The 22,089-nt window shown below is 59.9% G+C and carries 18 protein-coding genes; all 18 read right to left on the bottom strand.

Annotation, left to right across the window (positions count from 1 at the left end):
* Positions 1–6 precede the first annotated feature (6 nt).
* The 18 genes from nuoI to ACX3YF_RS27950 all read right to left on the bottom strand — a co-directional run bounded on the left by nuoI (position 7) and on the right by ACX3YF_RS27950 (position 21,880).
* Entirely contained in the window at positions 7–552 is a 546-nt protein-coding gene (nuoI, locus tag ACX3YF_RS28035) for an NADH-quinone oxidoreductase subunit NuoI (RefSeq protein ID WP_204149909.1), read from the bottom strand.
* Positions 553–564: 12 nt separating this feature from the next.
* On the bottom strand, positions 565–1,572 hold the full coding sequence (gene nuoH, locus ACX3YF_RS28030) for an NADH-quinone oxidoreductase subunit NuoH (protein ID WP_130207587.1): 1,008 nt from the start codon (positions 1,570–1,572) through the stop codon (positions 565–567).
* Positions 1,569–4,283 (bottom strand): NADH-quinone oxidoreductase subunit NuoG, encoded by a 2,715-nt coding sequence (gene nuoG, locus ACX3YF_RS28025; protein WP_458974670.1) that lies wholly within the window; start codon positions 4,281–4,283, stop codon positions 1,569–1,571. The genes nuoH and nuoG overlap by 4 nt, the downstream gene beginning before the upstream one ends.
* Before the next feature lie 137 nt (positions 4,284–4,420).
* Entirely contained in the window at positions 4,421–5,776 is a 1,356-nt protein-coding gene (gene nuoF / locus ACX3YF_RS28020; protein WP_130207583.1) for an NADH-quinone oxidoreductase subunit NuoF, read from the bottom strand.
* Positions 5,773–6,270 carry an NADH-quinone oxidoreductase subunit NuoE gene (nuoE, locus tag ACX3YF_RS28015; RefSeq protein WP_007970445.1) on the bottom strand — a complete coding sequence of 166 codons (498 nt, stop codon included), beginning with the start codon at positions 6,268–6,270 and terminating at the stop codon, positions 5,773–5,775. The genes nuoF and nuoE overlap by 4 nt, the downstream gene beginning before the upstream one ends.
* Positions 6,271–6,272: 2 nt before the next feature.
* On the bottom strand, positions 6,273–8,057 hold the full coding sequence (nuoC, locus tag ACX3YF_RS28010; protein ID WP_288097440.1) for an NADH-quinone oxidoreductase subunit C/D: 1,785 nt from the start codon (positions 8,055–8,057) through the stop codon (positions 6,273–6,275).
* Positions 8,058–8,130: 73 nt separating this feature from the next.
* A complete protein-coding gene (locus ACX3YF_RS28005; protein ID WP_047527662.1) occupies positions 8,131–8,805 on the bottom strand; it encodes a NuoB/complex I 20 kDa subunit family protein in 675 nt (224 codons plus the stop codon).
* 10 nt (positions 8,806–8,815) lie between these two features.
* Complete coding sequence (locus ACX3YF_RS28000) at positions 8,816–9,229, bottom strand: NADH-quinone oxidoreductase subunit A (protein ID WP_003223812.1); 414 nt, start codon at positions 9,227–9,229, stop codon at positions 8,816–8,818.
* A gap of 645 nt (positions 9,230–9,874) precedes the next feature.
* A complete protein-coding gene (aceA, locus tag ACX3YF_RS27995; protein WP_103405058.1) occupies positions 9,875–11,200 on the bottom strand; it encodes an isocitrate lyase in 1,326 nt (441 codons plus the stop codon).
* Positions 11,201–11,703: 503 nt separating this feature from the next.
* Complete coding sequence (locus tag ACX3YF_RS27990) at positions 11,704–12,465, bottom strand: secretin N-terminal domain-containing protein (protein ID WP_130207577.1); 762 nt, start codon at positions 12,463–12,465, stop codon at positions 11,704–11,706.
* Between the two features lie 169 nt (positions 12,466–12,634).
* Positions 12,635–13,060 carry a GNAT family N-acetyltransferase gene (locus ACX3YF_RS27985; protein WP_047527672.1) on the bottom strand — a complete coding sequence of 142 codons (426 nt, stop codon included), beginning with the start codon at positions 13,058–13,060 and terminating at the stop codon, positions 12,635–12,637.
* Positions 13,053–14,222 carry a ribosomal protein uL16 3-hydroxylase gene (locus ACX3YF_RS27980; RefSeq protein ID WP_130207575.1) on the bottom strand — a complete coding sequence of 390 codons (1,170 nt, stop codon included), beginning with the start codon at positions 14,220–14,222 and terminating at the stop codon, positions 13,053–13,055. Before ACX3YF_RS27980 ends, ACX3YF_RS27985 begins: the two co-directional genes overlap by 8 nt.
* An 86-nt stretch (positions 14,223–14,308) precedes the next feature.
* Complete coding sequence (gene purB, locus ACX3YF_RS27975) at positions 14,309–15,679, bottom strand: adenylosuccinate lyase (protein WP_103405060.1); 1,371 nt, start codon at positions 15,677–15,679, stop codon at positions 14,309–14,311.
* 127 nt (positions 15,680–15,806) lie between these two features.
* Positions 15,807–16,430, bottom strand: a complete 624-nt coding sequence (hflD, locus tag ACX3YF_RS27970) for a high frequency lysogenization protein HflD (RefSeq protein WP_090468415.1) — start codon at positions 16,428–16,430, stop codon at positions 15,807–15,809.
* Complete coding sequence (gene mnmA / locus ACX3YF_RS27965; RefSeq protein WP_458974669.1) at positions 16,427–17,572, bottom strand: tRNA 2-thiouridine(34) synthase MnmA; 1,146 nt, start codon at positions 17,570–17,572, stop codon at positions 16,427–16,429. Before mnmA ends, hflD begins: the two co-directional genes overlap by 4 nt.
* A gap of 59 nt (positions 17,573–17,631) precedes the next feature.
* Positions 17,632–18,078: an NUDIX hydrolase gene (locus tag ACX3YF_RS27960; RefSeq protein ID WP_130207571.1), complete on the bottom strand. Its 447-nt coding sequence runs from the start codon at positions 18,076–18,078 to the stop codon at positions 17,632–17,634.
* Between the two features lie 126 nt (positions 18,079–18,204).
* On the bottom strand, positions 18,205–19,536 hold the full coding sequence (locus ACX3YF_RS27955) for an IS4 family transposase (RefSeq protein ID WP_454838281.1): 1,332 nt from the start codon (positions 19,534–19,536) through the stop codon (positions 18,205–18,207).
* 118 nt (positions 19,537–19,654) lie between these two features.
* The gene (locus ACX3YF_RS27950) at positions 19,655–21,880 is read right to left on the bottom strand and encodes an NADP-dependent isocitrate dehydrogenase (RefSeq protein ID WP_130211200.1); all 2,226 of its coding nucleotides are present in this window, start codon (positions 21,878–21,880) and stop codon (positions 19,655–19,657) included.
* Positions 21,881–22,089: the final 209 nt, after the last annotated feature.

The following is a 22,089-nucleotide window of genomic DNA, read 5'->3' as shown; positions in this document are numbered from 1 at the left end:
TCTTCCTTAAGGCAGCAAGCTCTTCACGTTGATCGGTTCGGCTTCATTCTGCGCGGAGCCTTTTGGCTTACCGGCAATCGCCATACCTGCAACACGATAGAAGTTGTAATCAGGGTTTTTGCCGGGGCCGGAGATCAGCAGATCTTCTTTCTCGTAAACCAGGTCCTGACGTTTGAACTCGGCCATTTCGAAATCCGGCGTGAGCTGGATCGCGGTGGTCGGGCAGGCTTCCTCGCAGAGGCCGCAGAAAATGCAGCGCGAGAAGTTGATGCGGAAGAACTCCGGGTACCAGCGACCGTCTTCGGTTTCAGCTTTCTGCAGCGAGATGCAACCGACCGGGCAAGCCACGGCGCACAGGTTGCACGCTACGCAGCGCTCTTCGCCGTCGGGGTCGCGGGTCAGGACGATACGCCCACGGTAGCGCGGCGGCAGGTAGACCGGTTCTTCCGGGTACTGCAGCGTGTCGCGCTTGCGGAAGGCGTGGCCGAAAATCATCACCAGGCTGCGAAGCTGGGTGTAGAGGCCATGCACGATGTCAAAAATGTACTTCATGATTCTCTATCCTCACTGAGCCGCGACGGCGGGCGTGTTGAGCAACACGATCGCAGCGGTCACCAGCATGTTGACGAGGGTCAGCGGCAGGCAGAACTTCCAGCTGAAATCCATCACTTGGTCATACCGTGGGCGCGGAATCGAAGCGCGCAACAGGATGAACATCATGATGAAGAACGCGGTTTTCAGCGCGAACCAGATGAACGGGATCTGCGGCAGGATGCCGAACGGACCGTGCCAGCCACCGAAGAACAAGGTCACCAGCAGTGCCGAAATCAACACGATGCCGATGTACTCGCCGACGAAGAACATGCCCCATTTCATGCCGGCGTATTCAATGTGGTAACCGTCGGCCAGTTCCTGTTCCGCTTCCGGCTGGTCGAACGGGTGACGGTGAGTCACGGCCACGCCAGCGATGAAGAAGGTCAGGAAACCGAAGATCTGCGGAATGATGAACCACAGGTGCTGGGCCTGGTAATCAACGATGTCGCGCATGTTGAACGAGCCGACCTGGATCACGATGCCCATCAGCGACAGGCCCATGAACACTTCGTACGACACGGTTTGCGCCGAAGCCCGCAAGCTGCCCAGCAGGGCGAACTTGTTGTTGCTCGACCAACCGGCGAACAGCACCGCGTAGACCGACAGACCGGCCATGGCGAAGAAGAACAGGATGCCGATGTTCAGGTCCGCCACGCCCCAGGTCGGGGTGACCGGGATGATCGCGAAGGCAATCAGCAGGGCGCTCATGGCCACGACCGGTGCCAGGGTGAAGATCATCTTGTCGGCGAACGGCGGCGTCCAGTCTTCCTTGAAGAACATCTTGATCATGTCGGCGGCGATCTGGAATGCGCCGAACGGACCGACGCGGTTCGGACCGTAACGGTCTTGCCAGAGGGCGAGCAAGCGACGCTCGACCCAGCTCAGCAGTGCACCGCAGACCACCACGGCCAGCAGAATCACCACGGCCTTGAGGACCGCGATGATGATGTCGATCACTTCAGGAGTGAACAAGGTCATTGAGCTGCCTCCTGCAGACCGTCAACGGATTTGCCGAAGATCGCTGGCGGAATGCCGGCGATGCCCGCTGGCAATGCCACCAGGCCGGCGCCCAGTTCTTCATTGATGCGCAGTGGCAGACGCAGGGTCTGGCCAGCCACGTTCAGGCTCAGCAGTGCGCCGTCGTTGACACCCAGACGGTCGGCTTCGGACTTGGCCAGGGAGACGTAGGCCGCCGGGATGCGTTCCTGAACCGGAGCGGCTTTCGAAGAGGTTTCTTCGCTGCCGAACAAGTGGAAGAACGGCACAACCTGCCAGGTGCCCTGGGCCGGGTTGAACGCGCGCGGAACGTTGGCGAACCACTTCAGCGAATCACCGGTGCTTTCGATCAGGCGGGTGCCCGGGTCGCCAGCGCGGATGTGACCACCGACTTCGTCCTGGAACTTGTTCCAGGCTTGCGGCGAGTTCCAGCCCGGAGACCAGGCGAATGGCACTTGCTGACGGGGTTCGACTGAACCCGAGTAACCTTCCATCGAGAAGGCGAACGCGGTGTCCTTGTCCTGCGGCGTGCGGGGCTCGTGCACGCTGATGTCGGCACGCATGGCGGTACGACCGGAGTAACGCAGCGGTTCGCGCGCCAGTTTCAGGCCCTTGATGCGGAACGCGGCGGACGGTGCCGCGTCGACGATGGCCGACAGTTGTGGAGTGCTCGAGGCGACCGCAGCGGTGACGTGGTCCAGCTGCGTCCAGTCGATCGGCTGGTTCAGCAGGGTCGAACGCAGGGCATGCAGCCAGCGCCAGCCTTCGTGAACCAGGATGCTGGCGTCCATGTATTGCGGGTCGAAAACCTGGAAGAAGCGCTGGGCACGGCCTTCCTGGCTGACCAGGGTACCGTCGCCCTCAGCGAAGCTGGCAGCCGGCAGGACCAGGTGCGCGCGATCGCTGGTGGCGGTCTTCTGATGGTCCGCCACGATCACCACTTTCGCGGCGGTCAGGGCGGCATCGACCTTGGCTTTGTCGGTACGGGTGTACAGATCGTTTTCCAGCACGACGATGGCGTCGGCCTTTCCGTCGATCACCGCTTGCAGGGCTGCATCGACCGATTCGCCACCGAGCATGGCCAGGCCGAGGCTGTTGGCCTCTGGCACGATCAGGCTGATGGAACCGTTCTTCTCGCGCAGCTTCAGGGCCTTGGCGATGTTCGCGGCGGCTTCGATCAAGGCTTTGGAGCCCAGGGACGTACCGGCGATGATCAGTGGGCGCTTGGCGGCGAGCAGGGCGTCGGCGATGCGCTTGGCCAGCTCGAGGGCTTCGGCGTCCAGGCCCTCAACGGCAGGAGCGCTGGCATCGAGGGCGTGAGCCACGGCGAAACCGATGCGGGCCAGGTCGTCCGGCGCGGCGTGAACGCACTCTTCGGCCACGTCGTCGAGCTTGGTTTCAGCCAGGCTGGCGATGAACAGCGGGTTCAGCGCGTGCTGACCGATGTTCTTCACCGCGGCGTCGAGCCAAGGCTGTACGCGCATGGCTTCGGCCATGTCTTCGGCCTTGCCCTTGACCGATTGGCGCAGGGCCAGGGCCATGCGTGCAGCGGTCTGGGTCAGGTCTTCACCGAGGACGAACACGGCGTCGTGGTCTTCGATGTCGCGCATGTTCGGTACAGGCAGCGGGCTGTCTTTCAGCACTTGCAGGACCAGGCGGATGCGCTCCAGTTCGGAGGCTTCGATACCGGAGTAGAAGTGCTCGGCACCGACCAGTTCGAGCAACGCGTAGTTGCTTTCGAGGCTGGCGCGGGGCGAACCGATACCGACGATGTTGCGGCCGCGCAGCAGGTCGGCGGCTTTATCCAGCGCCTCGTCCAGACCCAGCTTGGTGCCGTTGGCCAGCAGTGGCTGACGCGGACGGTCTTCGCGGTTGACGTAGCCATAGCCGAAACGGCCACGGTCGCACAGGAAGTACTGGTTTACCGAGCCGTTGAAACGGTTTTCGATACGGCGCAATTCGCCGTAGCGTTCGCCCGGGGAGATGTTGCAACCGCTGGAGCAGCCATGGCAGATGCTCGGCGAGAACTGCATGTCCCACTTGCGGTTGTAGCGCTCGGAGTGAGTCTTGTCGGTGAACACACCGGTCGGGCAGACCTCGGTGAGGTTGCCGGAGAATTCGCTTTCCAGGGTGCCGTCTTCAACGCGACCGAAGTACACGTTGTCGTGGGCGCCGAACACGCCGAGGTCGGTGCCGCCGGCGTAGTCCTTGTAGAAGCGCACGCAGCGATAGCAAGCGATGCAGCGGTTCATTTCGTGGGAAATGAACGGGCCCAGTTGCTGGTTCTGGTGGGTACGCTTGGTGAAGCGGTAACGGCGCTCGTTGTGGCCGGTCATTACCGTCATGTCTTGCAGGTGGCAGTGACCGCCTTCTTCACAGACCGGGCAGTCGTGAGGGTGGTTGGTCATCAGCCATTCGACAACACTGGCGCGGAAAGCCTTGGATTCTTCATCTTCGATGGAGATCCAGGTGTTGTCGGTGGCAGGGGTCATGCAGGACATGACGATACGACCACGGGTGTCGTTCTCGTCGGTGTACTGCTTGACCGCGCACTGGCGGCAAGCGCCAACGCTGCCCAGGGCAGGGTGCCAGCAGAAATAAGGGATATCGAGGCCTAGCGACAGACATGCCTGTAACAGGTTGTCTGCCCCATCGACTTCGAGCTCTTTGCCGTCTACGTGGATAGTGGCCATGGTTCAAAGTTCTTCGTTGGCCCGGTGTCAGCGGGCGTGGCTAATGGAATCTTGTTGTTCGTCCGAATCCAAACAGCCCTTGAAAGGCGTCATCGAACGAAAGACGAAGGGCACGGACCCTTCGCCTTTTTAAGCATTTACGCGCCGACTACGATCGGCCTTGCCAGAGGCGGGACGGCGGCGCTGGTGGGCGCGATGCCGGCTTCGAACTCTGGACGGAAGTATTTGATTGCGCTGCCCAACGGCTCCACGGCGCCCGGTGCGTGAGCACAGAAGGTCTTGCCCGGGCCGAGGAAACCGACCAGACCCAGCAGGGTCTCGATGTCGCCTGGCTGACCCTGACCGTTCTCGATGGCCATCAGGAGCTTGACGCTCCATGGCAAGCCATCGCGGCAAGGGGTGCAGAAACCACAGGATTCGCGAGCGAAGAACTGCTCCATGTTGCGCAGCAGGGACACCATGTTGACGCTGTCGTCGACCGCCATGGCCAGGCCGGTACCCATACGGGTGCCCACCTTGGCGATGCCGCCGGCGTACATTTGTGCGTCCAGGTGCTCAGGCAACAGGAAACCGGTACCGGCGCCGCCAGGCTGCCAGCACTTGAGCTTGTAACCGTCGCGCATGCCACCGGCGTAGTCTTCGAACAGTTCGCGAGCGGTTACGCCGAATGGCAGTTCCCACAGGCCTGGGTTCTTGACCTTGCCGGAGAAGCCCATGAGCTTGGTGCCCATGTCTTCGCTGCCTTCGCGGGCCAACGACTTGTACCAGTCCACGCCGTCGGCAATGATCGCCGGCACGTTGCACAGGGTCTCGACGTTGTTCACGCAGGTCGGCTTGCCCCAGACGCCAACGGCGGCGGGGAAGGGCGGCTTGGAGCGCGGGTTGGCGCGGCGGCCTTCGAGGGAGTTGATCAGTGCGGTTTCTTCACCGCAGATGTAACGCCCGGCGCCGGTGTGGACGAACAGCTCGAAGTCGAAGCCGCTGCCGAGGATGTTCTTGCCCAGCAGGCCCGCGGCCTTGGCTTCTTCCACTGCACGGTTGAGGTGCTTGGCGGCGGTGGTGTATTCGCCGCGCAGGAAGATGTAGCCACGGTAGGTTTTCAGTGCGCGGGCACTGATCAGCATGCCTTCGATCAGCAGATGGGGCAGTTGCTCCATCAGCATGCGGTCTTTCCAGGTGTTGGGTTCCATTTCATCCGCGTTGCACAGCAGGTAGCGGATGTTGATGGATTCGTCTTTTGGCATCAGGCCCCACTTCACGCCAGTGGGGAAGCCTGCACCGCCACGACCCTTGAGGCCGGAGTCCTTCACGGTCTGGACGATGTCGTCCTGGGCCATGTCGGCGAAGGCCTTGCGGGCAGCGGCGTAACCGTTCTTGGCCTGGTACTCGTCGAGCCAGACGGCTTCGCCGTCGTCACGCAGACGCCAGGTGAGCGGGTGAGTCTCGGCCGAACGCTTGATGCGGTTGGCCGGACCGAAGGAAGTCAGGGTCATACGTAGCCCTCGAGCAATTTGGCAACGCCTGCTGGCTGCACATCACCGAACGTGTCGTCGTCGATCATCAACGCCGGTGCCTTGTCGCAGTTGCCGAGGCAGCAGACCGGCAGCAGGGTGAAACGACCGTCGGCGGTGGTTTGACCCAGGCCGATGCCGAGCTTGCTCTGGATTTCGCTGACCACGGACTCGTGGCCGCCGATGTAGCAGACCATGCTGTCGCAGACGCGAATGATGTGGCGGCCAACCGGTTGACGGAAGATCTGGCTGTAGAACGTCGCCACGCCTTCAACGTCGCTGGCCGGAATGCCGAGGATCTCGCCGATGGCGTACAGGGCGCCGTCCGGCACCCAGCCACGTTCCTTCTGGACGATCTTCAGGGCTTCGATCGACGCCGCGCGCGGGTCTTCGTAGTGATGCAGCTCGTGCTCGATGGCCGAGCGCTCGGTTTCGCTCAGGGCGAAACGGTCTGTCTGGATAAGCGTGCTGTTCATGCTTAGCGGTCCACGTCGGCCATAACGAAATCGATACTACCCAGGTACGCGATCAAGTCCGCGACCATGCTGCCTTTGATCACCGAAGGGATCTGCTGCAGGTGCGGGAAGCTTGGGGTGCGAATCCGGGTGCGGTAGCTCATGGTGCCGCCATCGCTCGTCAGGTAATAACTGTTGATGCCCTTGGTCGCTTCGATCATCTGGAAGGATTCGTTGGCCGGCATCACCGGGCCCCACGAAACTTGCAGGAAGTGCGTGATCAGGGTCTCGATGTGCTGCAGGGTGCGCTCTTTCGGTGGCGGCGTGGTCAGCGGGTGATCCGCCTTGTACGGGCCTTGCGGCATGTTGCGCAGGCACTGGTCGATGATCTTGATGCTCTGGCGCATCTCCTCGACGCGCACGATGCAGCGGTCATAGGCATCGCCGTTGGCGGCCAGCGGCACTTCGAATTCGAAGTTCTCATAGCCCGAATATGGACGCGCCTTGCGCAGGTCGAAGTCGCAACCGGTCGAACGCAGGCCGGCACCGGTGACACCCCATTCCAGGGCTTCCTTGGTGTTGTAGGCCGCGACGCCGATGGTACGGCCACGCAGGATGCTGTTGTCGAGGGCGGCTTTCTGGTATTCGTCCAGGCGCTTTGGCATCCATTCGACGAAATCCTTGACCAGTTTTTCCCAGCCGCGCGGCAGGTCGTGGGCGACGCCACCGATGCGGTACCAGGCCGGGTGCAGACGGAAACCGGTAATGGCTTCGATCACCGTGTACGCCTTCTGGCGGTCGGTGAAGGTGAAGAACACCGGGGTCATGGCGCCGACGTCCTGGATGTAGGTACCCAGGAACAGCAGGTGGCTGGTGATCCGGAAGAACTCGGCCATCATGATGCGGATGACGTCGACCTTCTCGGGCACCTTGATGCCGGCCAGCTTCTCGACCGAGAGCACGTACGGCAGGTTGTTCATCACGCCGCCGAGGTAGTCGATACGGTCGGTGTACGGAATGAAGCTGTGCCAGGACTGACGCTCGGCCATCTTCTCGGCGCCACGGTGGTGGTAACCGATGTCCGGTACGCAGTCGACGATCTCTTCGCCGTCCAGCTGCAGGATGATGCGGAACGCACCGTGCGCCGAAGGGTGGTTCGGGCCGAGGTTGAGGAACATGTAGTCCTCGTTCGGGCCGGAACGCTTCATGCCCCAGTCTTCAGGCTTGAAGCGCGCGGCTTCTTCCTCGAGCTGTTGCTTGGCCAGGGTCAGGCTGTACGGATCGAATTCGGTGGCGCGCGCAGGGAAGTCCTTGCGCAGCGGGTGACCTTCCCAGGTCGGCGGCATCATGATGCGCGACAGGTGAGGGTGGCCTTTGAAGTCGATGCCGTACATGTCCCAGACTTCACGCTCGTACCAGTTGGCGTTCGGCCAGATGCTGGTGACGGTCGGCAGGCTGAGGTCGCTCTCGGAGAGGGCAACCTTGATCATGACGTCGCTGTTACGTTCGATCGACATCAAGTGATAGAACACAGAGAAGTCGGCGCCGCTCGGCAGCCCTTGACGCTTGGTGCGCAGACGCTCGTCCACGCCGTGCAGGTCATAGAGCATGACGTACGGCTTGGGCAGGTTGCGCAGGAAAGTCAGGACTTCGACGAGTTTGGCACGGGCAACCCAAAGCACCGGCATGCCGGTGCGGGTAGGCTGGGCGGTGAACGCCTCGGGGCCAAAACGGTTGTTCAGTTCGACGACCACATCCTGGTCGTCTGCCTTATAAGGCGGGATGTACAGAGCACTGCCTGTAGTCATGATTTTTTTATCGCTTTCGGTCAACGTAAAGAATGAAGCCAGCTTCTCGTTTCTTTGAAACAGCAGATCTGGATCAGACTTCGTCGGGGCTGCGCAGGTTGGTTACCTGAATACGCTGTTCGCGGCGCTTTTCCTTCTCGGAAGGCATCTCGGCGCGGTAAACGCCTTGATCGCCAACGACCCAGGAAAGTGGGCGACGCTCCTGGCCAATCGACTCCTGCAACAGCATCAAGCCTTGCAGGAAAGCTTCAGGGCGGGGCGGGCAGCCAGGCACGTAGACGTCCACGGGCAGGAACTTGTCCACCCCTTGAACGACAGAGTAGATGTCGTACATGCCACCGGAGTTGGCGCACGAACCCATGGAGATGACCCATTTAGGTTCGAGCATTTGCTCGTACAGGCGCTGAATGATCGGCGCCATCTTGATGAAGCAGGTACCGGCGATAACCATGAAATCCGCCTGACGCGGTGATGCCCGGATAACCTCGGCGCCAAAGCGCGCGATGTCGTGGGGCGCCGTGAAGGCGGTGGTCATTTCCACGTAGCAGCACGAAAGGCCGAAGTTATACGGCCACAGGGAGTTCTTGCGACCCCAGTTGATCGTGCCGTTAAGCACGTCTTCGAGCTTGCCCATGAAAATGTTTTTGTGGACTTGATCTTCTAACGGATCGGAAACGGTTTCCCGTTCGCCAATCGGATACTGCTCGTTAGGAGCATCGGGGTCGATCCTGGTGAGATTGTATTGCATTGCCAAAGCCTCATTGTTTCAGCTTCGCTTGCCGCTTGCGCCGAGCTTCCGGAGCCCAGTCAAGGGCGCCCACTCGGAATAGGTAGACAAGACCTGCCAACAGAATTGCTATGAAAACGAGAGCTTCGACGAATCCGGTCCAGCCGCTTTCGCGGACGGACACAGACCATGCAAAGAGAAAGAGGGCTTCGATATCGAAGATCACGAAGAGCATCGCGACCAGATAGAATTTGGCAGAGAGCCGCAAGCGGGCGCCACCTGTGGGTAGCATGCCGGACTCGAACGGTTCGTTTTTGCTGCGGCCCCAGGCTTTTGACCCGAGGAGGCTGGAGACGCCGAGCATGAAGGCACAGAGGCCGACTACGCCCAGAAGGAAAATGGCAAAGCCCCAGTTGTGGGCCATGAGTCCTGTCGCTTCGGGCATGCTGGTAATCCTTAACAGAGAGCAAAGGTCTCTGAGCTTGAAAAGAAACAACGCAGTGACGATATGTCGCAGCAATCAATCGCGCTGATTTTATGGCTAAACACTCGGCAAGTAAAATTCCTATAGCGAAATTATTTACCGAAATAAGGACATAGCGAGTGGCAAAAGCGCTGTGGCCCTTGCGTTACGGGCATTAGGTGGCATTTCGTCAATTATGTTTTGTAGGGATTGTAACGAACATAGTTTCATCTGAATGATAATCAATATTATTTGCGTTGGTTTTGAATCTGTTTAACGGGTCAGTGTTCGTTAAGTTGTCTTATATGCGCGTTACTTGAAGTAGCGGCGGTGATCTTTTTAGCGGATTTTTCCGATGTTGATGCCGCTCTGGATCAGTATTTTTCCAGATCGCCACCAGCCCCTGTAGGAGCGAGCTTGCTCGCGATGGTGGTCAGCGATGACGCCGGGGGCCTGACACCCTGCGGCGCCCTCGGGGTCATCGCGAGCAGGCTCGCTCCTACAGAAGGGGGCGTTCATTGAAACGCAGGCAAAAAAACGCCCCGAACCAGTCGGGGCGTCAGATGTGCAGCGCTGCGGTTAGCTTTCTATCCGGTCCGCAGCGGCTGTCATTTCAGGTGAAGCAGATCAGTGGAACTGTTCTTCTTCGGTCGAACCGGTCAGCGCGGTTACCGAAGACGAGCCACCCTGGATCACGGTGGTCATGTCGTCGAAGTAGCCGGTGCCCACTTCCTGCTGGTGAGCCACGAAGGTGTAACCCTTGGCGGCGTCGGCGAATTCCTGCTCCTGCAGTTTCACGTAGGCAGTCATGTCGTTGCGGGCGTAGTCGTGCGCCAGGTTGAACATGCTGTGCCACATGTTGTGAATGCCGGCCAGGGTGATGAACTGGTGCTTGTAGCCCATGGCGGACAGTTCACGCTGGAACTTGGCGATGGTCGCGTCGTCCAGGTTTTTCTTCCAGTTGAAGGAAGGCGAGCAGTTGTACGACAGCAGCTGGTCCGGGTATTCCTTCTTGATCGCTTCGGCGAAGCGACGAGCTTCTTCCAGATCAGGCTTGGCGGTTTCGCACCAGATCAGGTCGGCGTACGGCGCGTAGGCCAGGCCGCGAGCGATAGCCTGGTCGAGACCGGCGCGCACTTTGTAGAAGCCTTCCTGTGTACGTTCGCCAGTGACGAATGGCTGGTCGTACGGATCGCAATCGGAAGTCAGCAGGTCAGCAGCGTTAGCGTCGGTACGGGCCAGGATGATGGTCGGAGTACCGGCAACGTCAGCGGCCAGGCGAGCAGCGATCAGCTTCTGTACGGCTTCCTGGGTCGGTACCAGTACCTTGCCGCCCATGTGGCCGCACTTCTTCACCGAAGCCAGCTGGTCTTCGAAGTGAACGCCGGCGGCGCCTGCTTCGATCATGCTCTTCATCAGCTCGTAGGCGTTCAGTACGCCGCCGAAACCGGCTTCAGCGTCAGCCACGATTGGCGCGAAGTAGTCGATGTAACCTTCGTCGCCCGGGTTCTTGCCGGCTTTCCACTGGATCTGGTCAGCACGACGGAACGAGTTGTTGATGCGCTTGACCACGGTTGGAACCGAATCCACCGGGTACAGCGACTGGTCCGGGTACATCGATTCGGCGGAGTTGTTGTCCGCAGCTACTTGCCAGCCCGACAGGTAGATCGCCTGGATGCCGGCCTTGACTTGTTGCACAGCCTGGCCGCCGGTCAGGGCGCCCATGCAGTTGACGAAATCTTTCTCAGGACGGAAGGCTGGCTTGGCACCTTGGGTAACCAGGTTCCACAGCTTTTCGGCGCCCATTTTTGCAAAAGTGTGCTCAGGTTGAACCGAGCCACGCAGGCGGACGACGTCAGCAGCGGAGTAAGTGCGTGTCACGCCTTTCCAGCGCGGGTTTTCAGCCCAGTCTTTTTCGAGGGCTGCAATTTGCTGTTCGCGTGTCAGTGCCATGGAGATAAACCTCGTCGCATAGGTCTTGGGGTGGAAAATTCCTGCTCCTGCCACGTACGCATCCTGAAATTGGCGTAAGAGGCTGCTCGCTGACCAGAAGCTTAAGCGGTCAAGTCGGGTTCGGCGGGGGAGGCGACGGGATGAACGATGGGCTCGAGGGGAAGTGAGCAGGTACGGGCGGACTGCGGGCGCATTCGGGCGTCGTGGGCCTTGGTGCGAACATCAGTGTGGTGCCGGGTTACCTAATTACGCTTCCGTCCCTCGGGACAACTTCGTTCCAGTCGACAACCTCGTCAAACACACCTTGTGGGCGGTACAGACACGAATCGGCTTGCGTGGGGTAAGTTGCAAGCGGCGACTCGAAGGCCCTTGCCGGGGCCTCTGATTAGCGGGAGCGAGGCCATCATGCCTTCGGTTTTTTGGCTCGTCAAACACTTTGTAGTGCTTTTTTTCAAGCACTACATCTTTGGTCTAATACGACTTGCCAGTCAGTTTTCGGTGACTTAGTCCAAAGTATCGACTTTCACCCGTAGCGTCATGTCATCCCGGCCTTGAGTCGAGTAGCTGCGGGTATGGCCCTGTTTGTCGGCCTGTGTCTGGCTGTTCACGCCAGCCAGCAGGATCCATTCGCCCAAGTGTCCGGTGACGGTTGTGTCGGTACTTTGTACGTTCACTACATCGGGACGTTCCTGACTCATGCGGTCATGGTTGGTGCTGATCGACAGGTGAACGATGTCACCGGTGACGCTGGCGGTGACATAGAACCCCTGAGTGACGTTGCGGTATTCGGTCTGGCTGCGCAGGTCGCCGTAGGAATCGGTCTGGCTGGTGGTGAGCGGTACGCTCTGGCCGACCTGGATCAGTGCTGGCGTGCCTTCGCTGGCCTGGACTTGCTGAATGCCACCATTACGGCTGGCGGTGTTGTAACTGATGATGCGGGTCTGGTTGGGCTTGGCGCCGTTCACCGAATATCCCTGGTCGCCCTGGGTGTTGTTGTCACTGGTATCGACCGTGATCAGCAGGCGTTTTGGCGCCGTGTCGAGCTGGGAAAGAAGGGCTTTAAGTTCGTCGATCTTGCGCTGATCAGCGTTGACTATAAGCTGATTCCCGTAAGCGCTGACCTGGCCGTCCTTGCCGATGAAATCCTGTGCGACCGGCAACATGTCGGCGCTGGTGTGGTAGTTCAATGGCACGATTTCGGTGGCTGCCATGACCGAAAAACTGCAGGTCACCAACAGCGTGGTGAGCAGGGTGCGTAGGGACATATCCGTTATCTCCGCAATCAAAGGCTTGATAGTGCCACTTTGTCGGCCCGTAATGGGGCAAGTTGAATCGTAGACAGCAAAACGCCCCGGCATCCGAAAATGGCGAGGCGTTTTGTGGTGTTTGCGTGTTGCTTTTGTGGTGAGGGAGCAAGCTCCTTCACCACAGGTATCAAGCCGAATGGCGAACCATATCGACATGCGGAATCCCTGCTTCCAGGAACTCCTCACTGACCATGCTGAAGCCCAGGCGCTCATAGAACGCCGTGGCTTGGACCTGGGCGCTGAGCATCTGCTGTTTTAGCCCGCGCTTTTCGGCTTCGCCGATGACCGCTTGCATCAACGCATCGCCGACTTTCAGGCCGCGCCAATCCTTGAGTACCGACACTCGGCCAACGTGACCGTCAGGCAGCAGGCGGGCGGTACCGATTGGAAAGTCGCCTTCGAATGCCAGGAAGTGCACGGCAGTCGCGTCGTCGGCATCCCACTCAAGTTCAGGTGGAACGCATTGCTCGGCGACGAACACCGTCTCACGAATGCGCCGGATCTCGGCGTTGTCCTTTTGCCAGTCTGCGACACGTACGTGAATCTTATTCATCGGCAAACCCCAGGCTACCTTGCTTGACCAGCTCGCACAGCAGGCTGCGGCCATCTTCGTCGCTCAGCCATTGGTCGAGGTTGTCGCTGTGCAGTGCATCGGCGGCGCAGATCATCTTCAGCAGCTCGCGCAATTTGCCCGGCAGATAACGGCTCTGGCCGCTGGCGAACAGCAGCAAGTCATCATCAACTTCCGACCAGGCCAGGCGTGCGCTTGGGTTGCGGATCAGTACGGCGCCCTGTTCGAGTGCGCTGAGGACGTCTTCCTCTTCGACGTCTTCCGGGCCGACGACCAGTTCCGGATAGCGTGGCTCGGTCATGAACTGGCCGAACCAGGTCAGCAGCAGGCGTTCGTCGCTCATGTGTTCGGCCAGCAGGCCTTTCAGGCGGTCGAGGGCGTCGTGCTGGATCTGGTGCGGATCGACCGCAGGCAGGGCGTCGGCGTCGGTGTAACGCTCTTCGTCAGGCAGGAACTGGCTGAGGAAGTCAGTGAAGTGGGTCAGCACTTCAGCAGCGCTCGGTGCGCGGAAGCCGACGGAGTAAGTCAGGCAGTCATCGACCGCGACGCCGCAGTGGGCCAGGCGCGGTGGCAGGTAGAGCATGTCACCCGGTTCCAGCACCCACTCATCGGTCGCTTCGAATTCGGCGAGGATGCGCAAGTCCGCGTGCTGCAGCAGCGGGCTTTCGGAGTCGCACATCTGGCCGATCTTCCAGTTGCGCTTGCCGTGGCCTTGCAGCAGGAACACGTCGTAGTTGTCGAAATGCGGGCCGACGCTGCCACCTGGTGCCGCGTAGCTGATCATTACGTCGTCGATGCGCCAGCTCGGCAGGAAGCGGAAGTGCTCCAGCAGTTCGCCGACTTCCGGTACGAACTGGTCCACGGCTTGCACCAGCAGGGTCCACTCACGTTCCGGCAGTTTGCTGAATTCGTCCTCGGCAAACGGGCCGCGACGCAGTTCCCAAGGGCGCTCGCCATGCTCGATGATCAGGCGCGATTCGACTTCTTCTTCCAGCGCCAGGCCGGCCAATTCGTCGGCATCGAGCGGGCTTTCGAAGTCCGGGATGGCCTGACGGATCAACAGCGGCTTTTTCTGCCAGTAGTCGCGCAGGAACTCCCGTGCCGTGATGCCGCCCAAAAGTTGAAGAGGAATGTCAGGATTCATGTGTAACCTATTGAAAAAATGCACTTTTCATACGGGAATAAAAACGCCCGGCGCGGCCGGGCGTCTTAAAAGGGTCAAGCGGTCGATCAGATGCGTCTGGCTTGCTCTGCAGCGTTACCGATGTAGTTTGCCGGGGTAAGCAATTTCAGTTCGGCCTTGGCGGCGGCTGGCATGTCCAGGCCGTCGATGAAAGTCTGCAACGCTTCAGGGCTGATGCCCTTGCCGCGGGTCAATTCTTTCAGCTTCTCGTACGGGTTTTCGATGTTGTAGCGGCGCATCACGGTCTGGATGGGCTCGGCCAGGACTTCCCAGCACGCGTCCAGGTCGGCGGCGATTTTCTGCTCGTTGAGCTCCAGCTTGCTGATGCCTTTGAGGCTTGCTTCGTACGCGATCACGCTGTGGGCAAAGCCGACGCCGAGGTTACGCAGGACGGTGGAGTCGGTCAGGTCGCGCTGCCAGCGGGAGATTGGCAGTTTGCTCGCCAGGTGCTGGAACAGTGCGTTGGCGATGCCCAGGTTGCCTTCGGAGTTTTCGAAGTCGATCGGGTTGACCTTGTGCGGCATGGTCGACGAACCGATTTCGCCTGCGATGGTGCGCTGCTTGAAGTAGCCCAGGGAGATGTAGCCCCAGATGTCGCGGTCGAAGTCGATCAGGATGGTGTTGAAGCGGGCAATCGCATCGAACAGCTCGGCGATGTAGTCGTGCGGCTCGATTTGCGTGGTGTACGGGTTGAAGCCCAGGCCCAGCTCGTCTTCGATGAAGGCGCGGGCGTTGGCTTCCCAGTCGATCTCAGGGTAGGCCGACAGGTGTGCGTTGTAGTTGCCGACGGCGCCGTTGATCTTGCCCAGCAGCGGAACGGCAGCGACTTGAGCGATTTGACGCTCCAGGCGGTAAACCACGTTCGCCAGCTCTTTGCCCAGGGTGGTCGGCGAAGCCGGTTGACCGTGGGTGCGCGACAGCATTGGCACGTCAGCGAAACGGATGGCCAGTTCGCGGATGGCGTTGGCGGTCTGGCGCATCAGCGGCAGCATCACGTCATCGCGGCCTTCGCGCAGCATCAGGGCGTGGGACAGGTTGTTGATGTCCTCGCTGGTGCAGGCAAAGTGGATGAACTCGCTGACCTTGGCCAGTTCCGGCAGCTTGGCCGCTTGCTCTTTGAGCAGGTATTCGATGGCTTTTACGTCGTGGTTGGTGGTGCGCTCGATCTCTTTGACGCGCTCGGCGTGCTCCAGAGAGAAGTTTTCCGCCAGGGTGTTCAACACCGCGTTGGCTTCGGCGGAGAACGCCGGCACTTCGCTGATGGCAGGGTGAGCGGCCAGACGCTGGAGCCAGCGTACTTCAACCAGAACGCGGGCACGGATCAGGCCGTACTCGCTGAAAATTGGGCGCAGGGCCTGGGTTTTGCCGGCGTAGCGGCCGTCAACAGGGGAAACCGCAGTGAGCGAAGAGAGCTGCATGGGGTGTTCTCGGACAGTCGGGCAACGAAATGGGGCGCGTATCATACATGAAAAAATCCGCCGGTCCGTTGCCAACTGACCAGCGTATTACGCGTTACTGACTACAAAAGGGTGTTGCGGATGCGCCTCAGCTGGCGCGCATCAAGGGATAAAGCTCTTTCAGCAATTTGCGCCGGCTGATCACCAACTGCCAGCGATGGCCGCCCAGCTGCCGCCACAGGCGTGCAGAGCGAATGCCGGCCAGCAATAGCGCGCGAATTTTCGACGCGTTACTCGGTTGCTGCAGGTTGCGCATGTCGCCGTGGACCTGGATGCGTTGGCGCAAGGTGCTCAGGGTGTCCTGGTACAGCGCGCCACACGCGGCGATCACGTTTTCATGGGCCGGGCCGAAGTGTTCGACCTGGGACTGAATCTGGGGCAGACGTTTGCCGATGATGTCCAGCATGTCGCTGCGCTTGGCCAGTTGGCGCTCAAGGCCGAGCATGGCCAGCGCGTAGCGCAGCGGTTCGCGCTGCAGGGCGCTCGGATCGCGTTCGAGGGCGCCGATCAAGGCGCGATAGCCTTCGCGCAGATTGATATCGTCGCCGCCGTAGACTTCCAGGGTGTCCTTGGGGTCGCGGATCAGCAGGCTACCCAGCATGCAGGTCAGGCCAGCCTCGTTGGTCTGGCCGGTCTTGGCAATTTTATCGACCAGCACGGCGGCGAGAAACACGCCGCCCAGTGCCGTCAGTTGCTCCTGGGTCGGGCTCATTGGGGCTTCCCTTTGCCGGTGCTCTTGCTGGTCCAGGGTTCCGCCACTTCGATCACTCCGCCACCCAGGCAGATTTCACCGTCATAGAACACCACGGACTGGCCTGGAGTGACCGCGCGTTGCGGGTCGTCAAACGTGGCGCGGTAACCGGTGGCGGTTTTTTCCAGGGTGCAGGGCTGGTCGCTCTGGCGATAGCGGACCTTGGCGGTCAGTCTGCGCGGCTCGCTCAGGTCGATCGGATTGACCCAGTAGATGTCCGAAGCGAGCAGGGCGCGGGAGAACAGCCACGGGTGGTCATTGCCCTGGCCGACGATCAGTTCGTTATGTTCCAGGTCCTTGACCAGCACGTACCACGGCTCGTCGCCGGCGTCTTTCAAGCCGCCGATGCCCAGGCCCTGGCGCTGGCCGATGGTGTGATACATCAGGCCATGGTGGCGGCCGATGACTTCACCTTCGGTGGTCTTGATCTCGCCCGGTTGTGCCGGCAGGTACTGCTTGAGGAAGTCGCTGAAGCGACGTTCGCCGATAAAGCAGATCCCGGTGGAGTCCTTTTTCTTCGCGGTCGCCAGTTCGTATTTCTCGGCAATCGCGCGTACTTCCGGCTTTTCCAGCTCGCCGACCGGGAACAGGGTCTTGGCGATCTGTTCGCCGCCGACGGCGTGCAGGAAATAGCTCTGGTCCTTGTTCGCGTCCAGGCCCTTGAGCAATTCGGTGCGACCGTCGATGTCACGGCGGCGCACGTAGTGGCCGGTGGCGATCAGGTCGGCGCCCAGCATCATGGCGTAGTCGAGGAACGCCTTGAACTTGATTTCGCGGTTGCACAGGATATCCGGGTTCGGCGTGCGGCCGGCCTTGTATTCGGCCAGGAAGTGCTCGAAGACGTTGTCCCAGTACTCGGCGGCGAAGTTGGCGGTGTGCAGCTTGATTCCGATCTTGTCGCACACAGCCTGGGCATCCGCCAGGTCATCCATGGCGGTGCAGTATTCCGTTCCATCGTCTTCTTCCCAGTTCTTCATGAACAGGCCTTCCACCTCATAACCCTGCTCGATCAGCAGGAGGGCGGAAACGGAAGAGTCCACGCCGCCGGACATGCCGACAATGACGCGCTTCTTTTGTGTGTCAGAAGGGGCTGGATCACGCATAGGGATTCAATGAGTGTCTTGAAAAAGGACGCGATTCTAACAGGCTGGAGCCCGCAAGGCTAAAGAGAAGGGCGGATCAATTCGAGACCGAACTGTTTGCCGTCCAGATAGTCGTCGATACAGCGGATAATCAGCTCGCTGCGCCAGCTGTCCCTCTGCTCGATTAATTCGTCGCGGGTCAACCACTTGGCGCCGACGATGCCGTCGTCCAGCTGGTAGTCCGGGTGGTGTTTGAGTGGCTTGGCGATGAAGCAGACCCGTTGGTAGGTCACACCGTTGCTGGGAGCGGTATAGAGATAAATGCCCAGCACGCCGGTCGGCTCGACGTCCCAGCCGGTTTCCTCGAGGGTTTCGCGCACGGCGGCCTCGGTCAGGGTTTCGTTCGGGTCGAGGTGGCCGGCGGGCTGGTTGAGCACCACGCGTCCGTGCTTGAGTTCCTCGACCATCAGGAAGCGGCCGTTGTCTTCGACGATGGTGGCGACGGTGATGTGGGGTTGCCAGTCCATGAAATGCCCTCAATTTTCAAAAGGTGAAACACTATCCCTGTGGGAGCTGGCAGACCAGCTCCCACAGGGTTTTGATTCGACCATAAATCCCAAAAACACAAACCCCGGCACAGGGCCTAATGCTGTTCACTTAAGCGGAGCAGCCTTACGGTCCACCGGAAATCGGGTTTTTGAAATTTTCACCGTCCTTGGCCTTGAAGGCCTTGGGCGGTGATCCAGAAACAGCCCGGCAACGCCTTTTCTTAGTTCTGCTAACCGTCTACCCGTCGCCGAAACGGGATTGGCCGCAGCCATCACGATCAACTGCACGGCGATGTACTGGCAAGCCGGCTTGAATCGGATGTCCGACGGTGCTCGGCCAAACGCCACTGCTGCCTGACTCGCCTCCCGGCGAATCACGTTGTAAGCCAGCAACAGCCCCCATACTTCCTGGTAGATCAGGTCGACTTTTTTGCTGCGCAAGGTCACTGCGTTCTGCTGCATTGAGCTTTTGATATCCCTGAAGCCCAATTCGATTTCCCAGCGTTCTTGATACAACGCGGCAACGGCCTTTGTGCTGTAGGTCTTGGCCGGCAACGATGTCATGACTGTTTTTACTTTGCCTTGAATTTCATAACTGACTTCACGCGCCTCCCAGTGTGTAGGAAGAGTCGGATTTCGCTTTCTGGCTTGCGGCGACACTTTCATACGCACCAAACGATCGTTGTGGTTGTAACGAGCTACCTCCTCGCAAACCAATCCCTTTTTTGCCGGAATTAGCCAATGGCGGTGATTGCCGTCGCCGCTCAGGCTGAGCATGAGATCGGCGCTCCAGAATCCCTTATCGAACAGCGTCACGGAGTGGTCGGGAATCTTCTGCAAAAACTCATCGGCCAGACGCATTTCGCTGCGTCGGTAAGGGCTAAGTTGTGCATCCAGGATCAGGTGCGAACGCACATTCATCAGCGCCACCAGGCGCAGCATGGGAAAGGGAGTCTGGCGGTCGGTCGAGGTGTTTCCAGAACCGAAATGGTCTCGCAACTCAGGTGTATCCGGCGTGCGCAGAAGCGCACCATCGACCGCAAATACTTGCAAGTCCTGCCAGGCATCATCGGGATAGCGCTGCGCGCCCCATTGAGTGCCAGTTTTGCGAAACAACCACTCAACCGGGTCGGCCCCAAGCCGCTTGCGGGCCTCGGTCACACCGCTACGGGCCAACAGATGGTCAGAAGCCAGACCTTGGGCGCAGATGTTCAAACGCCGGGCGACTTCATGAACAGGTTCGTCGCGAAACAATGCCATTCCGAGCACCAGCCAGAGCACTTGGTCGGCAGGCAAGCGACGCCGCCGGATAGTGGCCTGGCTGGACAAATCCAGCGCAGACGCGACCCACTCGATGGGAATATTTTGAGTGAAAGTGCTCAAGTCACAGAAGTTGAAAAGGTCGCCGAGGTCGAGCAAGTCCTGTTGAACAGACATAAAAAATCCGATGCCAGAGGTCTGGCATCGGATTTTCTAGGAAGCCCGGCTTTGACTCAAATGCTTAAGTGAACAGCATTACGGCACAGGGCCGGGGTTTGTGATGTTCCTTGCAGCCTTAAACCAGCGCAGCAATCGCCGCGTTGAACGTGGCGCTCGGACGCATGGCCTTGCTGATCAGTTCGGCATTGGCGTGGTAGTAACCGCCGATGTCCACTGGTTTGCCCTGAACGGCATTGAGCTCGGCAACGATGGTTGCTTCGTTCTCGGTCAGGGTTTTGGCCAGGGGCGCGAACTGCGCTTGCAGGGCCTTGTCTTCGGTCTGGGCAGCCAGGGCTTGAGCCCAGTACAGCGCCAGGTAGAAGTGGCTGCCGCGGTTGTCGATGTTGCCGACTTTGCGCGATGGCGACTTGTTGTTGTCCAGGAACTGGCCGGTGGCCTGGTCCAGGGTCTTGGCCAGAACCAGCGCCTTGGGATTGTTGTAGGTCACGCCCAGGTGTTCCAGGGACGCAGCCAGTGCCAGGAATTCACCCAGCGAGTCCCAGCGCAGGAAGTTTTCTTCCAGCAGCTGTTGAACGTGCTTCGGTGCGGAACCGCCAGCGCCGGTTTCGAACAGGCCGCCGCCTTTCATCAGCGGAACGATCGACAGCATCTTGGCGCTGGTGCCCAGTTCCATGATCGGGAACAGGTCGGTCAGGTAGTCGCGCAGAACGTTGCCGGTCACCGAGATGGTGTCCTTGCCTTCGCGGGTGCGCTTGAGGGTGTACTTCATCGCGTCGACTGGCGCCATGATCTGGATGTCCAGACCGGTCGTGTCGTGATCCTTCAGGTAAGCCTGAACTTTCTCGATCACTACACCGTCGTGGGCGCGCATCGGGTCCAGCCAGAAGATCGCTGGTGTGTTGCTTGCGCGGGCACGGTTGACGGCCAGTTTGACCCAGTCCTGGATCGGCGCGTCTTTGGCCTGGCACATGCGGAAGATATCGCCGGCTTCAACCGATTGTTCCAGCAGCAGGGTGCCCTTGGCGTCGGTCACACGGACAACACCGTTGGTCTTGATCTGGAACGTCTTGTCGTGGGAGCCGTACTCTTCGGCTTTTTGCGCCATCAGGCCAACGTTCGGCACGCTGCCCATGGTGGTTGGATCGAAAGCGCCATTGGCCTTGCAGTCTTCGATCACTGCCTGGTAGATGGTGGCGTAGCAGCGATCCGGGATCACGGCCTTGGTGTCGTGCAGCTGGCCGTCGGCGCCCCACATTTTGCCGGAGTCACGGATCATGGCTGGCATCGAGGCGTCGACGATGACGTCGCTCGGCACGTGCAGGTTGGTGATGCCTTTGTCGGAGTTGACCATCGCCAGCGGTGGGCGAACAGCGTAGACCGCTTGAATGTCGGCTTCGATCTGAGCTTGTTGCTCGGCCGGCAGGGTCTTGATGCGCGCGTACAGGTCGCCGATGCCGTTGTTCAGGTTAAAGCCGATCTGTGCCAGCACGTCAGCGTGCTTGGCCAGTGCGTCTTTATAGAACTCGGCAACGATCTGGCCGAACATGATCGGGTCGGAAACCTTCATCATGGTGGCTTTCAGGTGAACCGACAGCAGCACGCCTTTGGCTTTGGCGTCTTCGATCTCGGCGGCGATGAAGCTGCGCAGAGCGTTTTTGCTCATGACCGCGCAATCGAGGATCTCACCGGCTTCTACGGTGGTTTTTTCTTTCAGGACGGTGGTGGTGCCGTCTTGAGCGATCAGTTCGATTTTCACAGCGCCAGCGGCGTCGATCAGGGCTGCTTTTTCGCTGCCGTAGAAATCGCCGGTGTTCATGTGCGCGACATGGGACTTGGAGTCGGCAGCCCAGACGCCCATTTTGTGCGGGTGTTTGCGCGCATAGTTCTTGACCGACAGCGGAGCGCGACGATCGGAGTTGCCTTCGCGCAGAACCGGGTTCACGGCGCTGCCCTTGATCTTGTCGTAACGGGCCTTGGCTTCTTTGTCGGCTTCGGTGGTCACGGTTTCCGGGTAGTCCGGCAGGGCGTAGCCCTGGGCTTGCAGCTCTTTGATCGCGGCCTGCAGTTGCGGAACCGAGGCGCTGATGTTCGGCAGCTTGATGATGTTCGCCTCAGGCGTAATCGCCAGGGCGCCCAGTTCGGCGAGGTGGTCGGCTACGGCTTTGTCGCCCAATTGCTCGGGGAAGCTGGCCAGGATACGCCCTGCAAGAGAGATATCGCGGGTTTCAACGGCGATATCAGCCGAGGCGGTGAAGGCCTCTACGATAGGCAACAGTGAATAGGTGGCGAGGGCGGGAGCTTCGTCGGTGAAGGTATAGATGATCTTCGAGCGGGTGGGCATATTCGGATTAACTCTCTCTTCTTTGCTAAAGCGTGCGCAGAAACTCGAGGGCGCCGGGTAAGCGCGTTCGTTCAAAGTCATCCATGAGCCGAATATCGAGGTTTCGTTGCTGTGATGTTGGGTGCATCAGTAGAGCGACAAGCAAGCGGGCTGCGGTAACAGACCGACTTATGCGGCGGAAAGGCTCATCATGGAGCAGTTCAGTCGTC

The sequence above is a fragment of the Pseudomonas fluorescens group sp. PF-69 genome (assembly GCF_054481235.1).
This window is presented reverse-complemented; position numbering and strand designations above follow the sequence as displayed.